Raw genomic sequence first — 24198 nt, forward strand, 5'->3', positions numbered from 1 at the left:
GTGAAAAGCGCGTAAGCTACAGCCCAATACAATTCCGACAAACTGTACTGGACAACCGTCCGTACAGTTCATTCTTCGCCATGAGCCATTCCGCGCCGCTTTCCGTTCCGCCCGCGCCGTCGCGCACGCGCGTGGAAACCGTGATGGACACCTTGCGCGCGCGGATCGCGAGCCGCGCGCTGATGCCCGGTGCGCGCGTCCCGTCGATCCGGATGATGGCCGACGGGCTGGGCGTGTCGAAATCGACCGTCGTCGATGCATACGAGCGGCTCGCGAGCGAAGGCGTGCTCGTCGCGCGGCGCGGCTCGGGCTTCTACGTGTCGGGGCACGCGCCGCCGCTCGCGCTCGCCGATCTCGGCCCGCGTCTCGATCGCGAGCTCGATCCGCTGTGGCTGTCGCGCCAGTCGCTCGAGGCCGCGCCGACGACCGTGAAGCCCGGCTGCGGATGGCTGCCGCCGTCGTGGCTGCCGGACGAGAGCCTGCGCCGCGCGCTGCGCGCCGTGTCGCGCGACGAATCCGACGCGCTGACCGATTACGCGACGCCGCTCGGCCTGCCCGCGCTGCGCCAGCAGCTCGCCTGGCGGCTCGCGCAGCACGGCGTCCACGCGGAACCCGCGCAGATCATGCTGACCGACGGCGGCACGCATGCGCTCGACCTCGTGTGCCGCCTGCTGCTGGAGCCGGGCGACACGGTCGTGCTCGACGATCCGTGCTACTTCAACTTCCAGGCGCTGCTGCGCGCGCATCGCGCGCGGATCGTCAGCGTCCCGTACACGCCGAACGGCCCCGATCTCGCGCGCTTCGAGCAGGTGCTGGCCGAGCACCGGCCGCGCCTGTACATCACCAACGCGGCGCTGCACAACCCGACCGGCGCGACGCTCGCGCCGCCCGTCGCACACCGCCTGCTGACGCTCGCGGCCGAGCACGGCCTGCTGATCGTCGAGGACGACATCTTCGCGGATTTCGAGAGCACGCCCGCGCCGCGCCTTGCGGCCTTCGACGGGCTGTCGCGCGTCGTGTCGATCGGCAGCTTCTCGAAGACGCTGTCGGCCGCGGTCCGCTGCGGCTACGTCGCCGCGCGCCCGGAGTGGATCGAGGCGCTCGTCGACCTGAAGCTCGCGACGTCGTTCGGCCATGCGCAGATCGGCGCGAACGTCGTGCACCGGCTGCTCGTCGACGGTACGTACCGGCGCCATCTCGACAGCCTGCGCGCGCGTCTCGCGGATGCAATGGGCGAGACGATCCGGCGCCTCGCACGCGCGGGCCTCGGGATCTGGACGGAGCCGCGCGGCGGCCTGTTCGTGTGGGCGGAGTTGCCCGACGGGCTCGACGCCGCGCGTGTCGCACGCCATGCGCTCGATCACGATGTGGTGCTCGCGCCGGGCAACGTGTTCAGCGCGTCGCACGGCGCGACCTCGTTCATGCGCTTCAACGTGTCGCGCTGCAAGGGGCCGGCGGTGTTCGATGCGCTGGCGCGGGCGATGGAGGCGGTGCGGGCAGAGGACACGGCGGGGCGCGCGCTCGCCCGCGAATCGTGACGGCAGGCGAGCGCGCTCGATGGTTTCGGTGAAGGCGACATCAATTTCGTGCCGGTGCCTGCGAACGTACTGACGGGAGAAGTCGACGCAGACGCCGTGCCGTGCACGCCCGTCGCCCACGCCGCCTGAACGCGAACGACGCGGCGGGATACCCCGCCGCCCGCGTCACACCTCCCCTGCGTGCGCCCTCGCCCGCACTTGCGCAAACGACGTATCGACGAGCAGCCGCCCCGTATCGAACACCGTCTCGAGCGCTTCTTCCCACTCGCCTTCCAGCATCCGGTCGTCCCACGCAACCGGCAGCGTCGTCGTCCGATACTCGCCGGTTCGAACATTGCGCAGCAGCGTGAGCCGCCCTTTCTTCGAGCGCTTGCCCTGATCGGTGACCGGATCCTTGCGAACGTCGTGCCACTCGCCGCCGCGCCGGATCGCCGAGCACTTCATCGCGAAGCGCTGCGTATCGCGGTTCACCTGCTGCAGCAGCGCGCCACCCATGCCGAACACCACATTGCCGGCCGCGTAACCCGCTTCGTCGAGCGCGGAAAGGATCGCTTCGATCGACAGCTCGTCGACACCATCGCCCTGGATCACGCGCACGCGGTTCAGCACGCGCCGCCCCTTGCCGTTCACGGTCGAGCCGAACGACGCGTCCAGCGCACGCACGGTCTGCAGCACGATCTTCACGGGGTCGCCCGAATCGGGACGCACGACCAGCGTCGCGCCCGAATCGAGCACGGCCTGCCGAAGCTCGCCGCCCCACAGGTCGAGTGCGGCGAACAGATCGTAGGAGTCCGACACGACCGACACGATCGCGCCGGGCAAGCCGAAGCGCGCAATCATGTTCCGGTACGCGTCGGCCTCGCCTTCGCGCCCCCACGACGTGATCGTGCTGTGCTCCGCCGCCGGCACCGAGTACGCGGCCATCGGCTCGCGATAGAAGCGGTTCGCGGCCAGCACGCCGAGCACCGTGTCCGAGCCCATGAAGTTCACGAGGTGCGCCGCGCCGCCGATCGCGGCCGACTCCGCGCTCGACACGCCGCGCGCGCCGAAGTCGTGCAGCTTGAACGGCAGTTGCGCGAGATCGTCGTCGGTCTTTTCGAGGAAGCGGCGGATCGTCTGCCGCAGGTGCCAGCTGCGCGTCGCGACCGTCACCGGATACCAGACGCGCAGCAGCATCGTCTCGAGATACGACGCGAGCCAGAACACCTGCGGGTCGTCGCATTCGACCGTCATCAGCACGTTGTGCACCGGCACGACCGAACCCTCCGGCACCGCACGGATCTTCACCGGCAGATAACCGTCGTAGCGTTCGACGATATGACGCCAGCCTGCTTCGTTGAACGGCTCGCCGTGCACCGTGAAGAAATCGCGCGCCTCGTCGATCATCGCGTGCGTGACCGGCTTGCACAGATATTTCTTCAGCAACATCTGCAGTCCGAAGAACACCGTGCGGTCGTAACGGCCGCCACGCGATTCGACGTACGAGAACATCGCCTGCGCGTCGGGCGGATATTGCAGGAAGTGGGAAGCCTTGTACGAATCCGTGTTGAGGATCGGATTGGCGAGAACCGCGGCAAAGCCGCCGGGAACGTTTTGCATGGCTAGAGCTCCTCTAGGCCGTTGAAGTGCCGCCGCGTCTGTCGCGGCGGACCGGAATGCGGGGAATCAGCGGATCAAAGCTTCCCCAGGAAGTGATACGCGATGTCGAAGTGATCCTCGAACATCACGTTGCGCATCTGCGCGAATTCGTTCAGCGGCACCCAGCGCGCCTTGTCGGCGTCGTCGCTGCCCTTCACGCGCGGCAGCTCGCCGGTCGGGAAATTGAACAGGCACGCGTGCGTGATCGTGCGGCCGCGCAACGAGCGCGTCGGGTGATCGAACACCTGGCGATCCTTGATCGAGCCGCGCAGCACGGGCTCCGGCAGCTTCAGGCCGGTCTCCTCGCGCAGCTCGCGGATGCAGGCCGCGTCGAGCCGCTCATCCTGGTTCACGAACCCGCCCGGCAGCGCCCACAGGCCGCGGCCCGGTTCGCTGCGGCGGCGCACCAGCAGGATATGGCCCGAGTGCACGACCACCGCGTCGACCGTCACGAACGTGACCGGATACGGGGCGGCCGCCCACGCCTTGCGATACGCGGCGATGAATTCGGCTTCCGACTTCAGCTGCGCGAATTCCGGCTGCGTGCGGAAACGCTCGAGCCAGCCGAACACGGGTTCCGGCACGGCCCACTGCACGAAGCTGTTGGGGCGTTCGGCGAAATACTGGTCGCGGATCTCGGTGGCGGAAATGTCTTCCGTCGCATCGACGTCGACGAGCTCCCATTGCGGGAACATCCGCAGGTAATACGACGTGGCGTCCTTCTCGTGGCCGATCAGCCCGACCTTGCGCTGCGCGACGTCGCCGAGCGCGGACGCGACGGCGTCCTGCACCCAGCGCACCCAGTCGCCGTCGTTGTAGGTCGAATCCTGCAACGGCGCGATCGTCACGCGGTCGCGCTCGGACGCGTCGAGCAGCGAAGCCAGCATCTGGCGGCGCTCGTCGAACGAGAACGGATCCTTGATGGTGCGGGGCTTGTCGGTCGACCCGATCAGCACGCACACGCGCTCGGCCCGGCTCAGTGCCGACTTCAGCACGTTCAGGTGACCACGATGCGGAGGCTGGAAACGACCAATGAAAACGAGCGCGTCGAAGCGCCGGTTCTGTTGCGTACTCATGAGGCTCCCTCAAGAGATTGAAACGCTTCGGGTCTTTCCCGAAGGGTTGGTGTGAATCGTAGGGGAAATCCCGGAGGGCGTCAATCGAGCCCTTGCTCGACTTGACGAAGTATGAAGAAATGCCGTGAATCGGCGGGTTACACTCGAATCCATCCCAATCCGCGCCATTGCACCCGCCATCATGAGGATCTCAGTCAGCCGGACCGTCGGCGTCGATCGCAGGCGCCTCTTCACGTGGTCGCAGGATTACGCGCGGCGGCTCGTGTGGGACAGCTTCCTCACCGATGCCTATCTGCTCGACGGCACGACGGCCGACGTCGGCGTCGACGCGTTCTGCCGCAGCCAGTCGGGCGCGACGATGGTGTCGCGCTACATCTCGTACCGGCCGCCGCAGGTCGCGGCCGTCGAAATGGTCGACGGCCCGAAAGTGCTCGAACGCTTCAGCGGCAGCTGGAACTTCACCGAGCGCACACCCGGCACGACCGAGGTGAAATTCACGTACCACTTCCGCGCCCAGCCGGCCTGGCTGCGCTGGCTGCTCGAACCGCTGATCGGCGCGTTCTATCTCGTGCAGACGCGCCGGCGTCTCGATTCGTTCAAGCGCTGGGCCGAAGCGGAAGCGCTGCCGCACTGACCGGCGAGCGCGGGCCGCACGGCCCGGCGTGTCTGCGCCCCGCCTGCCGAACGCAATCGAACGCGCCGTCGCCTCACCGCCAAGCATTCACCGCGCATTTGCCAGATTCGCCGAACCCGTGGAAACTACGGGCGGCCGTCACCCTGACGGCGCGCCCCGACCGAGAGAACGGGGCCCCCTCCCTGAAACGGCTTCGACACGAACATAATCCGATGAGCCTGATATCCCGATTCTTTGGCCGCAAGGAAGTACCCGAAAACCCCGTCGCGCTGGCCGCGGCACCCGACGTCGAGAATCCGCTGAGCGTGACGGTCGTCTTCGACGGCCCGCTGCAGGTCGATATCGCCGCGCTGACGGCCGCACTGCGCGCGTACCACCCGAGCATGAAGCAGGCGCGCGTCGAAACCGAGCCGACGCTCTCGCAGGTGTTCGGGCTCGCCGGCTGGGGCAACCACGTCGTCCGGCTCGTCGGCTTCGATGCACCCTATCCGTCCGACGCGCTGGAAGCGTGCGTCGCGCCCGCCCACTACGGGCAGGACCTGAAACAGCAGGTGCGCGCGAGCCGCAGCCACGTGATCCTCTACTACGCGGGGCACGAAACGAATCCGCTCGACCAGTACGTCGCACTGGCGGCCGTCGCCGGCGCGCTGGCCGAACAGAACGGCCTCGCGGTGCTGAACGAGCACGCGCACACGTCGCTGCCGGCGGGCGTTTTCAACGCGAAGGAACTCGGCGACGAAAGCCTCGACGTGCTGCGAAATATCCCGCTGAGCCTGTTCTTCTGCGGCTTCGTGAAATACGAGGTCGAAGGCGTCCAGGGCGTGTGGATGCGCACCTATGGCGCCGACGTGTTCGGCCTGCCGGATTTCGCCGCGCTCGCGGAAGGTCATCACGAAGGCGAACGCTATTCGGGCATCTTCAACAGCGTGATGCATTACCTGCTCGAAAGCGGCGCGCGCATGCATGCGGGCGAAACGATGCAGGTCGGCGCGGAAACGTTCATGAAGCTGCGTGAACCGCTCGAGCACGAGTACTACCTGAAGGGGCCGGCGCCGGTGCTGGTGGCCGAGCTGATCTCGGCGGACGAAATCAATCGCTGATTTCGCCCTGTCGCATCCCGCTGCATGGCGCACGGGTTCAACGCTTCGCGAACCGCGTGCGCCATTGCGTCACCTGACGGCGGCGTGACAGCCGCCGTTCGAACCCGTTGAGGAGCCGTCCGTGTTCGGCATCCGCCCTGGTCTCGCGCTGGCCGCCATCGGCCTCTCGTTGTCGGCCCATGCCGACGGCATCCAATGCGCACGTGCGACGACGCGCACCGAGCACCTGATCTGCACCGACGAGGCACTCATGTCGGCCGACAGCGCATTGTCGAACGCGTACTACGATGCAGTCGGCATCGCCGCCGACCAGCAGGCCGTGATCCGGTCGCAACGCGCATGGCTCACGCAGCGCGATGCCTGCGCCGACACCGCCTGCATCGCCGCCGCATACCGCGACCGCACCGCGGCGCTGAAGCCGGTGAAACACGCGGGCTGGAAAACCTATCGCGACCCTGCGCTCGGCATCTCGTTCGAATACCTCGCGAACCGGCAGGTGAAGAAGCCGTGCCCGGAAAGCGGCAGCGATCATTGCGTCGCGATCGTCGGACGCAACATGACCTACAGCAGCAGCTTCATCTCGTTCGAGATCGTCGACGGCGCGCTGGAACCGGTCGCGGAGAAGGAAGCGGGATTCGTGAAGCAGGACGACGGCAAATGGGTGACGTCATTCGGCCCCGGCATCCCGCAGGACGTCGAGCGCTTCTCCGGCCCCGGCTGGCACGGCATGCGCGCGACGATCACGTGCGGCATCAGCGATCCGGAAACCGGCGTTCACGCAGCCGGCGGCGAATGCTACTGGGCCGTGCTGAGCAACGGCAAGCGCTCGGCCGTCGCGGGCACCGAGGGCATCGTCGGCACCGACGACGCGACGATGCACAGCGTGTCGACGTTCCGGTTCGACCATTAGCGGGGAACGTCGCGGCGGCCGACCGCCTGGGGACGACTCGCCTGGCGATGCGTTGTCGTAATGAGGCAACGTCGGCAACGATGAAATCATCCTTTCCGTCCCGGTACGCGACGGCCGCCGTACCCGCCGCGCCGCCCGGGCCACCTTCGCACTAGCGTGCGCCATCCCGGCGCAACGGGAACGTCTCCTCACCGGCGTCGCGGTGCAACGTCACTTCCATACCGCTCAGCCATCCTGACGATTTCAGGATCGGGCGCGCCACCGCATACAAGCGGTCGGCGCTGGCGCCGTACAAGTACAGATAACCGTCGTTGCCGTCGCGATGCAGTTCGGTCTCGCCCAGTTCGCCGGCTCCTGCCTGCTTCACCGCGCGACCCAGCCGTTGCTCCAGCGCATGAAGGCGCGCGTTGTCCTTCTCGTAGTAATCGAAGTGCACCATCACGACCGGCCCCGGCGGCTTCGGCGGCACATCGGCGGCAGCGTTGGCAGCGTTGCCGGCGAGCAGCGCCCAGCCGAGCAACGCGGTGAATCGGATTCTGTTACGCATAGGGTGAAAGGAAGTAAAAGGCCCGCTCACGTCGCCGCACCGCCGCGCGCAACCTGCTGCCGGACTTGCGCCTGCGTGCCGAGCGCGGCGGCAATCGCATCGACCGCCTCGGCCGCGCGCGCCGCGCCGCACATGAACGCGTCGACGGCCGCGAAGCGATGCTCGGGCCACGTATGGATCGTGATGTGCGATTCGGCGAGCAGCACGACACCCGTCACGCCGTGCTCGCCGCCGAAATGATGGAAATGCGCGCCGATCACGCGCGCGCCCGCCTGCCGCGCCGCTTCGGTGAGCAGCGTCTCGAGCCGTGCGGCGTCGCGCAGCAACGCCGCGTCGATGCCGGCCAGGTCGGCCAGCACGTGCGAGCCGAACGTCGCGCGCGGCGGCGCGATCCCGTCGCGCGCGGTCATTTGTGCGACCCGTACGACGAGTAGCCGCTGCGCGCCGACGAACTGCCCCAGCCACCGCCGCCCGAACCGCTGCCGCCGATCGACGCGCAGCTGAACAGCGTGACGACGATCAGGCCGTAGACACCGTAGAGGATGTACCGGATCACGCGTTGCCCCCGTCCGACGCAAAACTCTTCCACAGCCATTCAGGCAGCCACAGCACCAGCAGGCCGACCAGCACGTAAACGGAGCGGCCGCTGAACGAGAACAGCGCGCCCATGTTCAGGATCACGAGCAGCGCGCTGAACACGAGCGGCAGCGGCGCGAAACTGTGCGGGCCTTTCCGGCCGAACAGGCCGGTCGACGCGTCGGCACCCGTTGTCGCAGCAGCCGCGGCCGTCGCGAGCGCCGGCGTGCCGAAGCGTTCGGCGAGCGTGCTGCCCGACAGCGGCCGCGCGCGCGACCAGACGATCTCCGCGTCGCTGCGCTCGCGCGTCAGCTTGTCCTTCTGCCAGCCATAGTCGATGATCGACGTGCGATCGCCGACCTGCACGCGCCAGTTGAACGCGCCGACCACGTAGACGACCTCCGAGTCGTATTCCTCGCGCAGGCGGTAGGTCTTGCCGCCGTCGGTCACGTCGGACTCGCTGCCGATCGTCGGCCACTGGTCGAGCACCTGCACACGCTCCCAGCGCCCTTCGCTCTGCACGAGCCACAGGAAACCGCGCTTCGGGTTCAGCAGCAGGTATTCGTCCCACGTCTCTTCGTCGCCCGGCACGCGGCAGCGCATCATCCCGATCACCGTGTACTTCACGCCGTCGAACGTGCCGATCGCGCCGAGTTCCAACGCCCCCTTCACCGCGTCGAGCTTGCGCTGTGCCGCGAACACGGTCTGCTGCTCGGCCGTGCACTGCACGCCCGCATGGCAACTGCCGCACACCACGTAGTCGGCCACGTTCGGCGCATACGACAGCGGCGCGCCGCAGCTCGGGCATGCGAACGGCACCATCTCCGCACCGCGCTTCTCGCGCGTATCGTTGTCGGTATCGCGCAGCCCGGTGAACGCGAGCGCATCGAACTCCAGCGCTTCGCCCGTATAGACGGCCGGACTCCCGCCGTTCGAATCGGCGTCGGAATAGTCGTACGTCGCGAATGCGTTACCGGTCCGCAGGTCGACGACGCGCGCCTCCCAGCCGGCATCGACGCGGAACGGCAGCTCGCCGTCGCCGCCCGTGCAGCGCGCGGTGCGCACGTCGGACACGAGAAACGCGCGGCCGCCGTGGTCGATCCGCATGCCCGGCTCCAGTGTGCCGAACGCGGGCCACGCGCCGCCGGACGCATCGTCGGGCTCGCGCACCGTCACCGCATACTGGCCCGACGCATCCGACAGCCAGCCGAACGTGCCGTCGTCGAACACGACATACCACTCGCTCCACACGCCGGCGTCGTAGGTCATCTGGATGCGCCCGAGCACCGTGAACGTGCGCTTGCCGTAGCGCCCGGCCGTGCCGATCTGGATCGGCGACGCATCGTCGAGCACCGTGGCCAGTTCGCCGATCCGCTCGACGTCGGTCCCGCGCTTGAGCAGCGTGCTGCGGCAGAACGCGCAGACGGCCATCACCGCCGCCGCCGAGCGAAACTCGACTGGCGCGCCGCACTGGGGGCACGAGGTACGGAACATGCGCGACGCTTACCGGGTGAGCTTCGCGAGGATCTCGGCCTTCGCGCGCGAATATTCGTCTTCGGTCACGAGGCCCTTGTCGAACAGCGTCTTCAGCTGTTCGAGCCGCTGCACGTAGTCGGTGCCTTCCGCCGGCGCGGCCGCCACCGGCGCTGCAGCGGGCGCGGGCGGCGCGGCCGGCGCCGGTTGCGCGGCGCCCGCGATCTGGCCGGCCATCGCCTGACCGATCGCCGCGCCCGCTGCGAGCCCCGCGCCGACGCCCGCGATGCCGCCCGGGTTCTGCGCGGCGAGCGGAATCGCCTGCGCGGTCTGGTATTGCGTGGCGCGTGCGAGATCGCCGGCCATCCCCGCGCCGATCCGCAGGTCGAGCGCCTTCTGCAGTTCCGCCGGCAGCGACACGCTCTCGACCGCGAACGCGTCGAGCGCGAGGCCGTAGCGCGTGAAGACAGGCACAAGCGCGTCGGCGACACGCTGCGACAACAGCGACTGGTTCGCGGCCATGTCGACGAACGGCACGTCGGCCGAGCCGAACGTCGTGCTCATCGCGGTCACGACGAGGTTGCGCAGTTGCTGTTCGACCTCGTCGACCGTGTACTGCGCGCGCGTGCCGCTGACCTCGCGATAGAACGCGGCCGCGTCGACGATCCGGTACGAGTAGATGCCGAACGCGCGCACCTGCACGAAACCGAATTCGCGGTCGCGGATCGTCACCGGCTGCGCGGTACCCCAGCGCCGGCCGAGCTGCAGCCGCGTGCTGAAGAAATAGACGTCCGACTTGAAAGGAGACTGAAAGAGTTTGTCCCAGTTCTTCAGGTACGTGAGCACCGGCAGCGTATTCGTTTCCAGCGTGTACAGCCCCGGCTGGAACACGTCGGCCACCTTGCCTTCGTTGACGAAGATCGCGACCTGCGTTTCGCGCACGGTCAGCTTGCCGCCGTACTGGATTTCCTGGTCTTCCATCGGATAGCGCCAGGCCAGCACGCCGTCGGTGTCTTCCGTCCATTGCAGGACGTCGATGAACTGCTTGCGGATAAACGATCCCAGACTCATGTCGGTCTCCTCGAAACGCGTGGCGCGTCAGGTCAGGCAGGCGGCATTGATGATGCCGACGATGAGCGACGCGGTGCCCATCAGGCCGCCCATTGCGACGTTGCGATCCTCGATCGCATGATTCATGCCGGGCATCAGGCGCGTCAGCGCCGCATAGGTGATCAGTTGCACGACCATCGCGCCGACGGCCCAGATCACGACTTCGCCGAGTGTGGAATTGTGCGCGATGCTGGACGCGAGCGTCAGGCAGAAGCCGATCAGCGCACCGCCGAACGACAGCGTCGCGGCCGCGTTGCCGTCGCGGATCAGCGCCAGTTCGTCGAACGGGGTGACCTTCAGGTACACTGCCGCGAACACAAGAAGCAGCACGAACGCCGACAGTAAATGAACCGCATAGAGATAGGCACTATTCATTCTTTCCCTCGGATTTTGTGCTCGGTTCGCCGCCCCGTCGCCGGCCGGCCCCCGCAGGGCCGGCGGACAAAATTCCGCGCCAGTATATCCACATTGCCGAACACTGCACAACGGATGCGCCATGCTGCATAAGCGTGCGCTCGTCCTGTCGATTCTCGTGCTCGCGTCGTGCGGGCTCGGCTACGAACTGATCAGCAGCGCACTGTCGAGCTACCTGCTCGGCGATTCGATCCTGCAGTTCTCGTCGGTGATCGGCAGCTACCTGTTCGCGATGGGGATCGGCTCCTGGCTCGCGAAGTTCGTCGAGGACGACGACGTGCTCGACCGCTTCGTCGATATCGAGCTGCTGGTCGGCCTGCTCGGCGGCGTGTCGGCCGCGCTGCTGTTCGCGGTGTTCGCCTGGCTCGCCGCGCCGTTCCGCGCGGCGCTTTACGCACTGGTGCTCGCGCTCGGCCTGCTGATCGGGATGGAGATCCCGCTCGTGATGCGCGCGTTCCAGCAGCGTCGCCAGGCATTCCGCCATACCGTCAGCGAAGTGCTGACCTTCGACTATCTCGGCTCGCTCGCCGTGTCGCTGATCTTCCCGCTCGTGCTCGCGCCGCGCCTGGGCCTGCTGCGCACCAGCTTCCTGTTCGGGCTCCTGAACGCCTTCGTCGCGCTGTGGACGACGCACCTGTTCCGCGACGAGATCCGCAACGTGCGCGGCAAGCTGATGCGCGCGTCGCTCGTGATCGGGCTGCTCGTCGCCGGCTTCGTGCTGTCCGACCGCATCACGCACTGGGCCGAACACGGCGTGTACGGCGACGAGACGATCTATTCGGAAACGACACCGTACCAGCGCATCGTGCTCACCCAGTGGCACGACGACATGCGGCTGTACCTGAACGGCAACCTGCAGTTCTCGTCGCGCGACGAGCATCGTTATCACGAAGCGCTGATCCACCCGACGATCGACGCACTGCCGTGGGCGAAGCGCGTGCTCGTGCTCGGCGGCGGCGACGGGCTCGCGGTGCGTGAACTGCTGAAGCACCGCAACCTCGAACAGATCACGCTCGTCGATCTCGACCCCGCGATGACGAAGCTGTTCTCGACGTCCGCCCCGCTCGTCAAGCTGAACCAGGGCTCGCTGAAGGACCCGCGCGTGCACGTGATCAACGACGACGCGATACGCTGGCTCGAATCGAACGCCGACGTGTACGACGCGATCGTGGTCGACTTCCCCGACCCGACCAACTTCGGGCTCGGCCGGCTGTATTCGGTGCCCGTGTTCCGGCTGCTCGCGCGCCACCTGTCGGAGAACGGCTACGCGGTGATCCAGTCGACGTCGCCGTATTTCGCGCCGCACGCGTACTGGACCATCATCGCGACGCTGCACGAAGCGGGGCTCAACACGTGGCCGTACCACTGCTACGTGCCGTCGTTCGGCGACTGGGGCTTCGTGATCGCCGGCAAGCGCCGCGATTTCACGGTCCCGACGCACTACTCGGTGCCGACCCGCTGGCTCGACGCGCAGACGGCCGCCGAGATGTTCCACTTCCCGGCCGACATGCCGGCGCTGCCGATGTCGCCGAACGAACTCAACGACCAGCCGCTCGTGCGCCGCTTCGACGACGACTGGAAGCACGTGCTGCGCTGATGGACCGCCGCACGTTCCTCGTCGCGTCGGCCGCCGCCTCGCTCGCCGCCTGCGGGCGCACCGGCTGGATCGAGACGACGCCGCGGGTCGGCTACCCCGGCATGCGGGAAGGCCATGCGCTGCGCGACCATGCGACGCTGCCGCCGCCTTCCGGCACGATCGAAACCGACGTCGCGATCCTCGGCGCGGGTGCTGCCGGGCTGTCGTGCGCATGGCAGCTTGCGCGCGCAGGGCACACGCGCTTCACGGTGCTCGCGGGCCCAGAATTCGGCGGCAATGCCGCCGGCGGCCGCTTCGGCGATCTCGGTTATCCAAAGGGCGCGCACTACCTGCCGCTGCCGTCGCTCGAATCCGCGCACCTGCGCGACATGCTCGCCGATCTTGGCGTGATCGAATCCGCGCCGTTCTCCGCACGCCCTGTGTACGACGAACGCGCGCTCGTGCATGCGCCCGACGAACGGCTCTTCATCGCCGGCCAGTGGCAGGACGGCATCGTGCCGACCGCCGGCCTCGGCGCAGACGAACTCGCGCAACAGGCGAAGTTCTTTGCTTACACCGACGGGCTGCGCACCGCGCGCGGCGCCGATGGCCGCAAGGTGTTCTGCATCCCGATCGCCGAATCGTCGCGCGACCCGCGCTGGCGCGCGCTGGACCGGCGCTCGTTCCGCCAGTGGCTGCTCGACGAAGGCTACACGGCAAAGGCGCTGCACTGGTACCTGAACTACTGCTGCCGCGACGACTATGGCGCCGGGTACGAGCGCGTGTCCGCGTGGGCCGGCCTGCACTACTTCTCGTCGCGCGGCGGGCACGCGGGCGATGCGAGCGACGGCGCGGTGCTGACCTGGCCCGACGGGCTGCACACGATGGTGACGAAGCTGAGCGATTCGATCACCGCGCGCACCGGCTCCGGCGCGTGGTCGCGCGACGGCTTCGCGGTGCGCGCGACCGAACGCGCGGGCGGCGTCGACGTGCTGTGCGCGCGCGTCGGCAACGACGGTGCGCCGTCGACGTTCATGCTGAAGGCGCGGCGCGTCGTGAGCGCGATGCCGCTGTTCGTCGCTGCGCGCGTGTTTCCGCAGCTCGGCGCATACGGCTTCGACCCCGCGCGCGACCTGCCGCCGCGCGCGCCGTGGCTCGTGTCCAACTTCCTGCTCGACGGCATGCCGGCCGAGGAAGCGGGTGTGCCGCTCGCGTGGGACAACGTCGTCTACGACGGTGCGGGGCTCGGCTATGTCGTGTCGACGCACCAGTTGATCCGCATGTCGCCACCGACTCGCTCGGTGTTCTCCGCGTACCAGGCGTTGAGCACGCAAGCGCCGGACGACACACGCCGCTGGCTCGCGCAGGCCAGGCCCGACGCATTGCGCGAACAGGCGGCGATCGACTTGCAGGCCGTGTACGGGCGCGAACTGTGGAAACACGCGACGGCGCTCGAGATCACCGTGCGCGGCCACGCGATGGCGACGCCCGACGTCGACTTCCTGAGCCGGCCGGGGCTGCTCGCGCTGCGCGATGCCGACGGCCCCGTCGTGTTCGCGCATGCGGACCTGTCCGGGCTGTCGCTGTTCGAGGAGGCGTCGTACTGGGGCATGCTCGCCGCCCGGCGCGTGCTGGCCTGACGGCCGTCATCCGTCATTGCGGCGCCACCGCCACCCGCTATAATCGCCCGACATTCCGACTGCATTGAGCAGGCCGACGGTGACGCGCCGTCCGACGCGCCGTATGCCCTCCTCGACAACAACAATGACGAATCGAACCATCCGACGCCTTCGCCCGTTCGTGCGCGCCGCCGTGCGCGTGCTCGCCTGCGCCCCGCTGCTCGGCGCACCGCTGGCGCTGCATGCGGCCGACACCTCGGCCGCCACCGGCACCGCGCCCGCCTCCGGGCGCTACATCGTCGTCGACACCGGCCATACGCCGGCGCACCCGGGCTCCACCGGCGCGAGCGGCCGCGTCGAATACCTGTACAACCTCGATCTGTCCGCGGCGGTCGCCGACAAACTCGCCGCGCACGGCGACCGCGTGCTGCGCACGTCGGCCGACGGCCGCGAGATCTCGCTCGACCAGCGCTCGACCCAGGCGCCCGACGCGAACCTGTTCGTGTCGATCCATCACGACTCGATGCAGCAGCAGTTCATCGACGCCGGCCGGCAGCGCGAATTCCGCGGCTTCTCGGTGTTCGTGTCGGAACGCAATCCGCACTATGCGGAAAGCCTGCGTTGCGCGAAGGCGATCGCCGAGCGGCTGGTCGCGGCCGGCGAACGGCCGTCGCTGTATCACGCGCAGCCGATCCGCGGCGAGAACCGCCCGCTGATCGACCCGGCACTCGGCATTCACCGCTTCGACGATCTCGTCGTGCTGCGCACCGCGCCGATTCCGGCGGTGCTCGTCGAGGCCGGCGTGATCGTCAACCCGGACGAGGAAGCACGGCTTGCGCGTCGCGAGACGATCCAGAAGCTGTCCGCCGCGATCGCGGGCGGGATCGACGCGTGCACCGCGCCGCAATAAACGATGCAATCGCCCATCGGGCCCAACGGTTTTCACCCAGTCAGGAGCATCACCATGAAAAAGAAGAATCTGCTCGCATCCTGCGCACTGCTCGCGCTTGCCGTTCCGTTCGCCGCGCACGCGGCCGGCTGCGGGAAGCCGCGCAGCGCGTTCGACCAGGTGTACTGCACCAGCACGCAGTTCTCTCAGTCCGATCGCGATCTGAACGACGAATACGGCCGCCTGCGCAAGCAACTGAGCGGCGACCAGCAGGCCGCGCTGAAGGCCGGCCAGCTCGCATGGCTGAAGCAACGCGATGCGCAGTGCAGCGAAACGCGCAACAACAGCTACCTCGTGGATATCCAGTGCGCGAACGACATGACGCAGTCGCGGCTGTCGTTCCTGCGCGAGCGTGAGCGCGAGTGCTCGAGCACGGGTTGCGTGACGTCCAGGCTCGGCGAGTAAGCTCGCCGGACGCGGTGTGCCGCCGTGCAGGTCGCGACACACCGCCTTCGAAAGACACGACGATGCGGCATGAATTCTCCGAAGTCCTCAACGACCTGATCGACTGTTTCCTCGTCGGCGATCTTCTGCTGCTGAAGCGCTACAAGGAAACACATCGGCTGCCGGACAATGTCGCGTCCGCGTTCACGACCGGCGACAGCGGCGACAACGCCGTGCTCGAAGGCGTCGTCATTCCGCTGGCCGGTATCGAGAACCATCCGTATACGGTCATCTTCACGCTGGACGACGACACGCCCGAACTGCTGAAGGCCGGAAGCCGCCTGCAGCATCGGCGCGGCGGATACGTGCTGCGCGTCGAACACCGTTCGGTGATGCTTTACACGTGGCGCATTCTCGAACGCTTCAACGACGAATCGGTGAACGCACTGCTTGCGCGTTATCGCGAACCGGGCCGGCCCGTGATCGACCTCGACAACGGCTGGTACGACGTCGAAGTCCTCGGTGGCGAAGTGCCGCGCAACGGCTGGTTCGAACCCGCGTTCGAGTTCGTGCTGAAGCGGACCGATACGCCGGGCGACGCGTCGCAAGTGGATCTCGGCTACCGTTTCGCGATCGACGGCAGCCTGGATCCGGCGGAATGAATCCCGCGCGCGGCAACGCGGCAAACGGCACACGATCTGACGAGGCACGCATGACACCGAACACGACGGCGATCGACATCCGCACGGCCACCTCCGCCGACGCGCCGGCCATCGCCGACATCCACGTCGCATCGTGGCAGGCGACCTACACGGACATCATGCCGGCGGCGTTCCTCGCCGGCCTGTCGGTCGACAAGCGCACGGCCTCGTGGCGCGGTGCGTTCGACGCCGGGCGGCCGCACATCGCACTCGCGGTCTCGGTCGCGGACAACACGCCGGCAGGCTGGATCGCCTACGGTCCGACACGCGACACCGACAAGGATCGTGCGTGGGGAGAAATCGAAGCGATCTATCTGCACCCGTCGTATTGCGGCCGGGGGATCGGCGCGGCGCTGGTCGACCATGCATGCCGGTCGTTGCACGACCTGGGCCATGCGTGGGTGTCGCTGTGGGTCCTGCTCAAGAACCATCGGGCCAGGGCGTTCTACGAACGCGAAGGCTTCGTCGCCGAAGACGACATCAAGACGTTCGAGATCGACGGGACTCCTATCGAAGAGGTGCGCTATTGGCGCGCGTTACCGAAGCGATCGCGTTGACGGTTTCGCCGCCTCCACCGCCAGCCGCGCCTGCATCATCCGTAGCAACTCGCGAATCTTCGCGTTGACCGAATTCCGGCTCGCATAAGCGGCAAGCAGTTCCAGTGGCGCCGGCGCCATCTCCAGCGGCACGCGCACCAGCCGCCCCTCGGCCAGTTCGACCGCGCACGCGCGCTCGACGAGAATCGCGAAGCCGATCCCGTTCACCGCGGCCAGCCCAGCCATCTCGCCGCTATTGACGCGATACCGGCTCGCCACCGGAATCTTGTGAATCCGCCCTTCACCGTCGGCAAATTGCCACGGCTGCCCTTTCAGCGTGCTCAACGTCGTGATGCACGGCAGTTGCGTGAGCTGTTCCGTCCGGGTCGGCAAGCCAACTCGCGCGACGAGCGACGGCGCGGCCACGACGACGCTCGGCAAACTCACGAGCGGCCTGACGACGAATGCGCTGTCGTCCAGCCTCCCGCGATTGACGATGATCGACAGGTCGATATCGTCGCGCAGCGTCGACACGCCGGCGAGGCTCGTATCGCAGTCGATTTCGACGCGCGGGTGACGGCTCGCGAATTCCGCGACGATCGGCCCGAGCATGCGCGGCCCGATTTCGCCGGGCACGCAGAGCTTCAGCACGCCGCGCAGCTCCGTCTGCTGCGACGTCAGTTCGGATTCGGCCTGCGTCAGCGCATCGAGCATCGGTCGCGCGCGCTCGTGCAGCAAACGCCCGGCCTCGGTCATGCGCAAGTGCCGCGTACTGCGCTCGAGCAGGCGCACACCGAGCCTCGACTCCAGTTGCGCCACGTGACGGCTCACGTTGGAAGCCGGCATCTCGAGCACGCGCGCGGCGCCGGCGAAGCTGCCTTCGTCGACGACCGCCACGAACACACGCACCGCGTTCAGATCCAGCTTGCTCCGCATCATTAGCCCATTTCAGGTATCAAAGCGTGCCGATTTTCACGGCTTATCCCGCCCGAGACCATAATTTACGATGCTCATCCCGTCAATGCGACGCCGACGCGCGAACCCGCGACCCGGCGAGCACGCGAACGACACAAGGAAGGAGCACGATGGAAATCGCCATTCTGGGCGCCGGCATTGCCGGCATGAGCACCGCACTCGCACTCGCCGAACGCGGCCACCGGATCCGGTTGTACGAACGCCGGCCATCGGAATCGACGATGGGCGCGGGCGTCGTGCTGTGGCCGAATGCCGGCTTCGTGCTCGAGCAACTCGGCCTGCTGCCGGACATCGTCGAGGTTGGCGGCCACCTGCACGCGATGCGACGCATCGACCGGCACGGCACCGCGCTCAAGGCTACCGATATCCGCGCACTCGACCGCCGCATGGGTTTCCCGACGTATTCGATCCTGCGGCGCGACCTCCAGGCCGTACTGGCACGGCACGTCGCCGCGCGCGGCATCGACGTCCGCTTCGGCCACGGGGCGACGGCCATCGAAACCGGAACGGACGGCCGCGCCATCGTTCACTTTGACAACGGAACGACGATCGCCCCCGATCTCGTGATCGGCGCCGACGGCCGCATGAACTCCGTCGCGCGACACTACGTGGTCGGTCACAACACGCCCGTCTACCAGGGATTCGTCAACTGGATCGGTATCGCGCAAAGTGATGTGCCTCTGGTCGACGAGGTGTCGGTATTCGACTACTGGGGTGTGCGCGAGCGCTTCGGCATCGTCGCAATCGACCGGCATCGGATGTACTGGGCGGCGGCATGGCCCGAAACCGGCCCGGGCGAGGTGACGGAAAGCGATCCTGCGACGATGCTGGAACGGCGCTTCGCTGCGTGGCCGGCCCCGGTCGCGGACGTGATACGTGCGACACCGTCGGACACGATCACGAAGATCCACGTGCACGATCTCGATCCGGTCGACGTGTGGCACCGCGACAACGTGCTGCTGATCGGCGATGCCGCTCACGCCCCGCTACCGACCTCCGGACAAGGCGCTTGCCAGGCGCTCGAGGACGCGTGGCATCTTGCCCGTTGCCTCGACGAGCACGCGGCACGCAACGACAGCAACCTCGATGCCACGCTCGCCTCCTTCACGCTGCGGCGCCGCTCGAAAACCACGGCAATCACCGAGCGTGCGCGTGATTTTGCGCACCTGCTGTTCGGCGAGAACGTGAACGAAAGCGCGCGACAACAGATCGACCCGGTCGCGGAAATCGAGGCCCTGACAAACGCGTGGGGCGCGCACCTGCCGATGGCGCAGGCGCGCTGACGACAAAGACGCACGAGTGTCAGCATCCGCTCACAAAAACCACCGATACTCCCGCGCGCCGATTTCATTGCGAAAATCCAGCTCCTCCTGGCGCTTGTTCTCGCAATACACCATCACGAACTCGCTGCCGAGCCCTTCGCGCACGGCCGAATGATCCTGCATCGCCGCGACGGCCGACAGCATCTCCTTCGGGAAATCGATCCCGCTGCCGCGATCCTCGTTGAGCGGCGCGATCGGCTCGATCCGTGCATCGAGCCCATGCTCCATCCCGGTGAGAATCGCGGCGAGCACCAGATACGGGTTCGCGTCCGCGCTCGCGAGCCGGTGCTCGATCCGCAGGTTGCGTGCATCCGACTCGGGAATCCGGATGCACGCATCGCGATCCTCGAAGCCCCAGCTTGCGCGGCTCGCCGCATTCACCATCGATCCGTAGCGCCGGAACGCGTTGTGATTCGGCGCGAACACGGGCATGCAGTGCGGCAGCACCGCGAGGCATCCGGCCACCGCGTGCCGCAGCGGCTGCTGCCCGTCCGCCGCGAGCAGGTTGCGCCCCGCATCGTCGTAGAGGCTCACGTGCACGTGCATCCCGCTGCCGGGCGCATGCAGGTACGGCTTGCCCATGAAGCTCGCGCGATAGCCGTGCTGCAACGCGACGCCGCGCGTGCTGCGGCAGAACAGTGCCGACCAGTCGGCCGCGCGCAACGCATCGTCGGTGTGGCCGAAATTGATCTCGAACTGGCCGGGACCAAGCTCGGCCGTGATCACCGTCGCGTCGACACCCTGCTCGCACGCGGCCTCGACCATCTCGTGCAGCACGTCGGAGAAGCGCGACAGGCGCTCGATATGCATGTTCGGCTGATCGTCGCGATCGTCGCTCAGGCGGTCGCGCGGATATTGCGGCATCCCTTCCGCGAGCTGCGCGGCGAACAGGTAGAACTCGAGCTCGAATGCGACGACCGGCCGGATGCCGCGCGCCGCGAAACGCCGCAGCACGCGCGCGAGCACCTCGCGCGGCTCGAACTCGATCGGCGAATCGGTGCCGTCGGAACTGATCAGCATTTGCGCGAGCGGCTGCCGCTCCCAGCGCACGGGCTTCAACGTGCCGGGAATCAGCCGGCGCGGCGCGTCCGGGTCGCCGTCGTTGAAGCAGTAGTCGCCGATCTTGTAGAGGCCGCCCTGCGTGCCGAGCAGCACGCAATTCTGCGGCAGCTTCAGCAACGAGCCCGACGCGACCTTTTCGAGCGCGTCGATCGGGTAGCGCTTGCCGTAGAAATGCCCGGGCAGGTCGAGGCAGATCAGGTCGACATAACGGATCTCGGGGTGCGCCTGCCGGAATGCGCGGACTTCACCGACCAGCGCGGGAACGACGTCAGTCATGTCTCATCCTTTCCATGTCTTGTATGGCGGTGCCGCAGCGCGGCGAACCGGATTCACGCGCATGCATCACGTCGCATGCATCATGTCGATCAGTACTGCAAACAGGCTGCGTGGCGGGGCGGCCCGTCATGCCGCCCGCCCCACCGACCACTCAGGTGAATACCCAGATCACGCGCGTCGGCGCGTCGGTCAGGTTGGCATAACGGAAACGCTTGTGCGCGGGAAGCTGGAATGCGTCGTTCGGGCCGAGCGTGACGGGTGTGTCGTCGCCGTCGATCCAGATCGTCAGTTCTCCTTCGAGCACGAAACCGCCCTGCTCGTCGCTGTCGTCGACGGGCCGCTCGCCGCTGCTCGCGCCCGGCGCGAGATGGCTTTCGAGGATCGAGAAGCGCGAGCGCATGTTCGGCGACACGAGGATGTCGGTAATGCCGGCCGCGTAATACACGGTGCGCCGCTCGTCGGGCCGCGTGACCCACGGTACGCTGCGCGGCTTGCTCAGGCTGTAGAAATAGGTGGTCGGCACGCCGAGCGCCTCGCCGATCGCGGTGAGATCCGCGACCGTCGGGCGCGACAGCCCGCGCTCGACCTGCGACAGAAAGCCGACCGAGCGGCCGATCCGTTCCGCGAGATCGTTGAGCGTGACCTTGCGATGCTTGCGCAGGTCGCGGATCAGGATCGCCAGGCTTTCTATCTCTTCCTGTTCGTTCATGGTGGGTTCCGGTGTACTCAAACGGTATCGCGCAGACGGTACCAGGCCTTGCCGACCGCTTCCAGCGGCGCGGCCAGCCGGTCGCCGCCGGGGAAGCGCGGGTTGCGGATGCGCTGGTACTGCGCAAGCAGGCGTTCGTCGCCGAGCACGGCGTCGGCCACCGCGCGCGCGCCCGCGAGCGTCGGCAGCACGCCGTGCCCCGAGAAGCCCTGCAGCCAGAAACGCTGCCCGAGGCGGCCGATGTCCGGCGTGCGGCGCATGCTGATGTCGATATGGCCGCCCCACGCGTAATCGAGCGGCACGCCGGCCAGCTGCGGAAACACGCGTTCGAGGTGCGGGCGCGTAGCCGCTGCGATATCGGCCGGGATGCCGCCGAGATACGTGCAGCCGCCGCCGAACAGCAGCCGGTTGTCGGGGCTCAGCCGGAAATAGTCGGGCACGAACTGGTTGTCGATCACGCAGCTGTTCCGCGGCAGCAGCGAACGCGCGACGTCGGGCGCGAGCGGCGCGGTCGCGACCTGGTACGTGCCGACCGGCAGCAGCCGGCGCGCGAGGTCGCGATCGAGCCGGTCGACATACGCGTTGCAGGCCAGCACGAGGACGTCCGCGCGCACTTCGCCGCGCGCCGTGCGGGCGACGTGGCCCCCGGCCGTTTCGCGGCAGTCGAGCACGCGGCTCTGCTCGAAGATGCGGCCGCCCGCACGCTCGATCGTCCGGGCGAGGCCGAGCGCGAGCTTCAGCGGGTTCAGGTGGCCGGCCTCGGGATCGTAGAGCGCCGCGAGATAGCGCGTGCCGCCGATCCATTCGGGCAGGTCGGCCCGCTCGATCACGCGCAGCCGGTCGTAGCCCCAGCGCTCGGCCGCTTCGTCGCGGGCCTGCGCGAGCATCGCGACGCGGCGCGGCCGCACCGCCGCCCACAGGCTGCCGGGCCGATAGTCGATGTCGAAACCATGCCGCCCGGGCAGTTCCCGCACCTCGGTCGCGGCCCAGCGCATGCTGTCCCACAGCAGGCGCGCGCCGTCGCGGCCGAGCGAATCCTCGAGCGGCTGCATGTCGCACGACCAGCCGAGCAGCGCCTGCCCGCCGTTGCGGCCCGACGCGGCCCACGCGACGCGGCTCGCTTCGAGCATGACGACCCGCTTGCCGGCGAGCGCAAGGCGCAGCGCCGTATGCAGCCCGCTGAACCCCGCGCCGACGACGAGCACGTCGGCGTCGATGCGCTCGTCCAGTTCCGGACGATGCGGGATCGGCTCCGGATACGTACCGGCGTAGTAGCTTGCGACGTGACGGTCGGACTGCACGAACATGCGGACTCCCGTGAAATTCTTGCCGATAAATTTCATGAAAAACTAGCATGACAATTTCACGGGAGCAAGCGGGCGGGAAAATCGCCGATTGGCCTGACTGTCGAGATTCACTTAACCCTGAACTTTGTTCACTCAACCCCGAATTCCTGTCGCACCCTTCCGCGCGTACGGTCATGAGCAGGAAGGGCGAACGCGCTGACGGGCCCGGCAGACGAGCAGCATAGAGCGAGGCAGGGACACGGGGTTGAGTACGGCGAAGGTGCTAGGTCGTCCAACTTCGTACGGCCCTAAGCAAGAAAATCAACAACAACCTTTGAATCGTCGGCAATCGCGGCGATTTGGGCAGGGGAGAAGCCGCACGATGGATTTAGGCTTTTCGTGCGGCGTTACTTATCTAGTCTTCCACATGACTGCATTCTTTTCTAGCGCTCCAGTATTGTGCAGGCGCCTCTTCCGCAAATACGTTTTTATAATCGGCCAAGAATGCTGCGTGCATGGCATCGACGTCCGCTTCTGATCTGCTTGCTCCGGGCATTCTGGACTTGTGGTGAATATATTTGCCGGCAACGCTTTGACAAAAGTCAGTATAGGTTTTTGTGAAGAGAATGAAGTCATGCCATAGATCGTCAATAGGTTTTCCAATACCATAGCGGGCCTTCGCACCACCGAGCGCGCACAACGTGAGGAAACGTCTCAGCTCGCGCTCGTGCTCGGCCGCCTCTTCGTGAGAAACGTTATAAGTGATTACATAATGGTCTATCACTCGCCCCAATGGGAAACTCATGGCTGCGGAGATTATTTCATCTTTTGACTTTTCCATCGCTAATCCCTACGAGAGATTGATAAAACGCGGAGGTGCATTCCACAAAACTGCTTCGACAGGGACGGAAGCAACGTTGTCTTTGTGAGCTTCCTCTAAGTTCAACGCTGCATTGTCCTTATCGTGCGGCACTCGCCATTGATAGACACCCGCTACGGCGCGTCGCTGAGAGCAAGCTTAGGTCGGAAAAGAGAAAGGTTCAAATGACTGCGGCGGATATCGCTCGAAAGCCGATCCGCATGCTACCTCTGACGTTGGAAGTAACGCCCGAAATTTCAGAGGTAAGCGAACCCAATCCGAAAAAGTTCATGGTTAAGTGAACCAACGGTTCAGGGTTAAATGAGCGGCGCGGCCCGCCGTCCAATCCTCGCCGGCGCAATGGTTCAGACTTAAACGAATTTCGACACTGACGTGTCGAGATGCATCCAACTTGGAAATTTTTTCGTTCAAGTTGAAACCGACCCTAACCTTGCAGTACAACAACCCGGAAAGGGCGCCGCGGTTAAGACCGAAGGTCAGCAGGCGGTTCTTGCGATGCACCGGATGCGACAGCAGCTGGTGAAGGGGCGAACGATGCAGATCAATTCGCTCCGCGGGCTTTTGACCGGATACGGAGAAGTCATGAGCCGAAGTCGCAAGGGACTCGACAGCGCCATTCGAGATGTACTCGCACGCCTTGCAAACCGCCTTCCTACGATGTTGATCGAGACGCTGCGGGAGCAATGGAACAACCTGGTCAAGCTCGATGAGCAAATAGTGTCTCAGTATCCGGTCGAGATCCAGGGCAGTTGTACCTGTTTTAGTAGCGGCGCCGCTCGATTCTGCCCGACCCGTGCGCGTCCAACTTGGGGCATGCGTATCCGAAAAGCGGGTGCTGGATATTCGGCCAGGGCGACAAAACAGGCGCAAGGCTCCCGCCGGCCTGAAAGTTCACCACCTGTTATGC

24 protein-coding genes and 1 pseudogene are annotated in these 24198 nt (G+C 66.7%); 12 read left to right on the forward strand and 13 right to left on the reverse strand.

From position 1 onward, the window contains the following. Positions 1–80 precede the first annotated feature (80 nt). Positions 81–1538 (forward strand): aminotransferase-like domain-containing protein, encoded by a 1458-nt coding sequence (locus tag DPV79_RS09725; RefSeq protein WP_021162994.1) that lies wholly within the window; start codon positions 81–83, stop codon positions 1536–1538. 165 nt (positions 1539–1703) lie between these two features. Here the strand turns inward: DPV79_RS09725 and DPV79_RS09730 are convergent, their stop codons facing one another. Both DPV79_RS09730 and DPV79_RS09735 read right to left on the reverse strand, forming a co-directional pair. After that, complete coding sequence (locus tag DPV79_RS09730; protein ID WP_113045299.1) at positions 1704–3137, reverse strand: nicotinate phosphoribosyltransferase; 1434 nt, start codon at positions 3135–3137, stop codon at positions 1704–1706. Between the two features lie 74 nt (positions 3138–3211). Further along, complete coding sequence (locus DPV79_RS09735) at positions 3212–4252, reverse strand: bifunctional nicotinamide-nucleotide adenylyltransferase/Nudix hydroxylase (RefSeq protein WP_021162996.1); 1041 nt, start codon at positions 4250–4252, stop codon at positions 3212–3214. A 181-nt stretch (positions 4253–4433) separates the two neighbouring features. Here DPV79_RS09735 and DPV79_RS09740 point away from each other — a divergent pair, with 181 nt between their 5' ends. The 3 genes from DPV79_RS09740 (at position 4434) to DPV79_RS09750 (ending at position 6896) form a co-directional block, all read left to right on the forward strand. Next, the gene (locus tag DPV79_RS09740) at positions 4434–4886 is read left to right on the forward strand and encodes a type II toxin-antitoxin system RatA family toxin (protein ID WP_021162997.1); all 453 of its coding nucleotides are present in this window, start codon (positions 4434–4436) and stop codon (positions 4884–4886) included. A gap of 212 nt (positions 4887–5098) precedes the next feature. Then, complete coding sequence (locus DPV79_RS09745; RefSeq protein ID WP_113045300.1) at positions 5099–5986, forward strand: DUF4261 domain-containing protein; 888 nt, start codon at positions 5099–5101, stop codon at positions 5984–5986. A gap of 121 nt (positions 5987–6107) precedes the next feature. After that, the gene (locus DPV79_RS09750; protein WP_113045301.1) at positions 6108–6896 is read left to right on the forward strand and encodes a lysozyme inhibitor LprI family protein; all 789 of its coding nucleotides are present in this window, start codon (positions 6108–6110) and stop codon (positions 6894–6896) included. A gap of 151 nt (positions 6897–7047) precedes the next feature. On the opposite strand, the gene DPV79_RS09755 is transcribed toward DPV79_RS09750, so the two are convergent. From DPV79_RS09755 to DPV79_RS09775, 6 genes are read right to left on the reverse strand one after another with little or no spacing between them, the layout of a single operon-like run. Next, the gene (locus DPV79_RS09755) at positions 7048–7416 is read right to left on the reverse strand and encodes a hypothetical protein (RefSeq protein WP_244321726.1); all 369 of its coding nucleotides are present in this window, start codon (positions 7414–7416) and stop codon (positions 7048–7050) included. Positions 7417–7469: 53 nt separating this feature from the next. After that, a complete protein-coding gene (gene speD / locus DPV79_RS09760) occupies positions 7470–7853 on the reverse strand; it encodes an adenosylmethionine decarboxylase (protein WP_059686731.1) in 384 nt (127 codons plus the stop codon). Further along, positions 7850–7999 (reverse strand): hypothetical protein, encoded by a 150-nt coding sequence (locus DPV79_RS42560; RefSeq protein ID WP_153489189.1) that lies wholly within the window; start codon positions 7997–7999, stop codon positions 7850–7852. Before DPV79_RS42560 ends, speD begins: the two co-directional genes overlap by 4 nt. Next, positions 7996–9513: a DUF4178 domain-containing protein gene (locus tag DPV79_RS09765; protein WP_113045303.1), complete on the reverse strand. Its 1518-nt coding sequence runs from the start codon at positions 9511–9513 to the stop codon at positions 7996–7998. The genes DPV79_RS42560 and DPV79_RS09765 overlap by 4 nt, the downstream gene beginning before the upstream one ends. A 9-nt stretch (positions 9514–9522) precedes the next feature. Continuing rightward, on the reverse strand, positions 9523–10563 hold the full coding sequence (locus DPV79_RS09770; RefSeq protein WP_111939375.1) for an SPFH domain-containing protein: 1041 nt from the start codon (positions 10561–10563) through the stop codon (positions 9523–9525). A gap of 27 nt (positions 10564–10590) precedes the next feature. Then, positions 10591–10977, reverse strand: a complete 387-nt coding sequence (locus tag DPV79_RS09775; RefSeq protein WP_113045304.1) for a DUF350 domain-containing protein — start codon at positions 10975–10977, stop codon at positions 10591–10593. 121 nt (positions 10978–11098) lie between these two features. On the opposite strand from DPV79_RS09775, the gene DPV79_RS09780 reads away from it, so the two are divergent. The 6 genes from DPV79_RS09780 (at position 11099) to DPV79_RS09805 (ending at position 16802) form a co-directional block, all read left to right on the forward strand. Continuing rightward, positions 11099–12613 (forward strand): polyamine aminopropyltransferase, encoded by a 1515-nt coding sequence (locus tag DPV79_RS09780; RefSeq protein ID WP_048023273.1) that lies wholly within the window; start codon positions 11099–11101, stop codon positions 12611–12613. Then, complete coding sequence (locus DPV79_RS09785) at positions 12613–14232, forward strand: NAD(P)-binding protein (RefSeq protein WP_113045305.1); 1620 nt, start codon at positions 12613–12615, stop codon at positions 14230–14232. The genes DPV79_RS09780 and DPV79_RS09785 overlap by 1 nt, the downstream gene beginning before the upstream one ends. Positions 14233–14356: 124 nt before the next feature. Further along, positions 14357–15121 carry an N-acetylmuramoyl-L-alanine amidase family protein gene (locus DPV79_RS09790; protein ID WP_113045306.1) on the forward strand — a complete coding sequence of 255 codons (765 nt, stop codon included), beginning with the start codon at positions 14357–14359 and terminating at the stop codon, positions 15119–15121. A gap of 54 nt (positions 15122–15175) precedes the next feature. Further along, a complete protein-coding gene (locus DPV79_RS09795) occupies positions 15176–15565 on the forward strand; it encodes a lysozyme inhibitor LprI family protein (protein ID WP_021163471.1) in 390 nt (129 codons plus the stop codon). Between the two features lie 62 nt (positions 15566–15627). Next, positions 15628–16206 (forward strand): hypothetical protein, encoded by a 579-nt coding sequence (locus DPV79_RS09800; protein ID WP_060156274.1) that lies wholly within the window; start codon positions 15628–15630, stop codon positions 16204–16206. A gap of 50 nt (positions 16207–16256) precedes the next feature. Beyond that, positions 16257–16802 (forward strand): GNAT family N-acetyltransferase, encoded by a 546-nt coding sequence (locus DPV79_RS09805; protein ID WP_113045374.1) that lies wholly within the window; start codon positions 16257–16259, stop codon positions 16800–16802. On the opposite strand, the gene DPV79_RS09810 is transcribed toward DPV79_RS09805, so the two are convergent. Next, a complete protein-coding gene (locus DPV79_RS09810) occupies positions 16782–17717 on the reverse strand; it encodes a LysR family transcriptional regulator (RefSeq protein ID WP_113045375.1) in 936 nt (311 codons plus the stop codon). The genes DPV79_RS09805 and DPV79_RS09810 overlap by 21 nt on opposite strands. 149 nt (positions 17718–17866) lie before the next feature. On the opposite strand from DPV79_RS09810, the gene DPV79_RS09815 reads away from it, so the two are divergent. Continuing rightward, positions 17867–19039, forward strand: coding sequence for an FAD-dependent oxidoreductase (locus tag DPV79_RS09815; protein WP_113045307.1), 1173 nt, complete (start codon positions 17867–17869; stop codon positions 19037–19039). Positions 19040–19069: 30 nt separating this feature from the next. Here the strand turns inward: DPV79_RS09815 and DPV79_RS09820 are convergent, their stop codons facing one another. The 4 genes from DPV79_RS09820 to DPV79_RS42020 all read right to left on the reverse strand — a co-directional run bounded on the left by DPV79_RS09820 (position 19070) and on the right by DPV79_RS42020 (position 23252). Continuing rightward, a complete protein-coding gene (locus tag DPV79_RS09820; protein ID WP_113045308.1) occupies positions 19070–20416 on the reverse strand; it encodes a glutamine synthetase family protein in 1347 nt (448 codons plus the stop codon). A 151-nt stretch (positions 20417–20567) separates the two neighbouring features. After that, the gene (locus tag DPV79_RS09825; RefSeq protein ID WP_021163465.1) at positions 20568–21125 is read right to left on the reverse strand and encodes a helix-turn-helix domain-containing protein; all 558 of its coding nucleotides are present in this window, start codon (positions 21123–21125) and stop codon (positions 20568–20570) included. A 17-nt stretch (positions 21126–21142) separates the two neighbouring features. Further along, on the reverse strand, positions 21143–22432 hold the full coding sequence (locus DPV79_RS09830) for an NAD(P)/FAD-dependent oxidoreductase (protein WP_042977943.1): 1290 nt from the start codon (positions 22430–22432) through the stop codon (positions 21143–21145). A 394-nt stretch (positions 22433–22826) separates the two neighbouring features. After that, the gene (locus DPV79_RS42020; RefSeq protein WP_133295630.1) at positions 22827–23252 is read right to left on the reverse strand and encodes a glycine-rich domain-containing protein; all 426 of its coding nucleotides are present in this window, start codon (positions 23250–23252) and stop codon (positions 22827–22829) included. Positions 23253–23720: 468 nt separating this feature from the next. On the opposite strand from DPV79_RS42020, the pseudogene DPV79_RS09835 reads away from it, so the two are divergent. Further along, positions 23721–24008: pseudogene (locus DPV79_RS09835) on the forward strand (IS110 family transposase); the annotation flags it as partial. Positions 24009–24198 lie beyond the last annotated feature (190 nt).

This window comes from Burkholderia reimsis (assembly GCF_003294055.1).
GTDB classification, from domain to species: domain Bacteria; phylum Pseudomonadota; class Gammaproteobacteria; order Burkholderiales; family Burkholderiaceae; genus Burkholderia; species Burkholderia cepacia.

Excerpts from the sequence above, each read along its gene's own strand:
- DPV79_RS09725 (WP_021162994.1), top strand. The coding sequence starts at position 81 with ATGAGCCATTCCGCGCCGCTTTCCGTTCCGCCCGCGCCGTCGCGCACG.
- DPV79_RS09730 (WP_113045299.1), bottom strand. The coding sequence starts at position 3,137 with ATGCAAAACGTTCCCGGCGGCTTTGCCGCGGTTCTCGCCAATCCGATC.
- DPV79_RS09735 (WP_021162996.1), bottom strand. The coding sequence starts at position 4,252 with ATGAGTACGCAACAGAACCGGCGCTTCGACGCGCTCGTTTTCATTGGT.
- DPV79_RS09740 (WP_021162997.1), top strand. The coding sequence starts at position 4,434 with ATGAGGATCTCAGTCAGCCGGACCGTCGGCGTCGATCGCAGGCGCCTC.
- DPV79_RS09745 (WP_113045300.1), top strand. The coding sequence starts at position 5,099 with ATGAGCCTGATATCCCGATTCTTTGGCCGCAAGGAAGTACCCGAAAAC.
- speD (WP_059686731.1), bottom strand. The coding sequence starts at position 7,853 with ATGACCGCGCGCGACGGGATCGCGCCGCCGCGCGCGACGTTCGGCTCG.
- DPV79_RS09765 (WP_113045303.1), bottom strand. The coding sequence starts at position 9,513 with ATGTTCCGTACCTCGTGCCCCCAGTGCGGCGCGCCAGTCGAGTTTCGC.
- DPV79_RS09770 (WP_111939375.1), bottom strand. The coding sequence starts at position 10,563 with ATGAGTCTGGGATCGTTTATCCGCAAGCAGTTCATCGACGTCCTGCAA.
- DPV79_RS09775 (WP_113045304.1), bottom strand. The coding sequence starts at position 10,977 with ATGAATAGTGCCTATCTCTATGCGGTTCATTTACTGTCGGCGTTCGTG.
- DPV79_RS09780 (WP_048023273.1), top strand. The coding sequence starts at position 11,099 with ATGCTGCATAAGCGTGCGCTCGTCCTGTCGATTCTCGTGCTCGCGTCG.
- DPV79_RS09785 (WP_113045305.1), top strand. The coding sequence starts at position 12,613 with ATGGACCGCCGCACGTTCCTCGTCGCGTCGGCCGCCGCCTCGCTCGCC.
- DPV79_RS09790 (WP_113045306.1), top strand. The coding sequence starts at position 14,357 with ATGACGAATCGAACCATCCGACGCCTTCGCCCGTTCGTGCGCGCCGCC.
- DPV79_RS09795 (WP_021163471.1), top strand. The coding sequence starts at position 15,176 with ATGAAAAAGAAGAATCTGCTCGCATCCTGCGCACTGCTCGCGCTTGCC.
- DPV79_RS09800 (WP_060156274.1), top strand. The coding sequence starts at position 15,628 with ATGCGGCATGAATTCTCCGAAGTCCTCAACGACCTGATCGACTGTTTC.
- DPV79_RS09805 (WP_113045374.1), top strand. The coding sequence starts at position 16,257 with ATGACACCGAACACGACGGCGATCGACATCCGCACGGCCACCTCCGCC.
- DPV79_RS09810 (WP_113045375.1), bottom strand. The coding sequence starts at position 17,717 with ATGCGGAGCAAGCTGGATCTGAACGCGGTGCGTGTGTTCGTGGCGGTC.
- DPV79_RS09815 (WP_113045307.1), top strand. The coding sequence starts at position 17,867 with ATGGAAATCGCCATTCTGGGCGCCGGCATTGCCGGCATGAGCACCGCA.
- DPV79_RS09820 (WP_113045308.1), bottom strand. The coding sequence starts at position 20,416 with ATGACTGACGTCGTTCCCGCGCTGGTCGGTGAAGTCCGCGCATTCCGG.
- DPV79_RS09825 (WP_021163465.1), bottom strand. The coding sequence starts at position 21,125 with ATGAACGAACAGGAAGAGATAGAAAGCCTGGCGATCCTGATCCGCGAC.
- DPV79_RS09830 (WP_042977943.1), bottom strand. The coding sequence starts at position 22,432 with ATGTTCGTGCAGTCCGACCGTCACGTCGCAAGCTACTACGCCGGTACG.
- DPV79_RS42020 (WP_133295630.1), bottom strand. The coding sequence starts at position 23,252 with ATGGAAAAGTCAAAAGATGAAATAATCTCCGCAGCCATGAGTTTCCCA.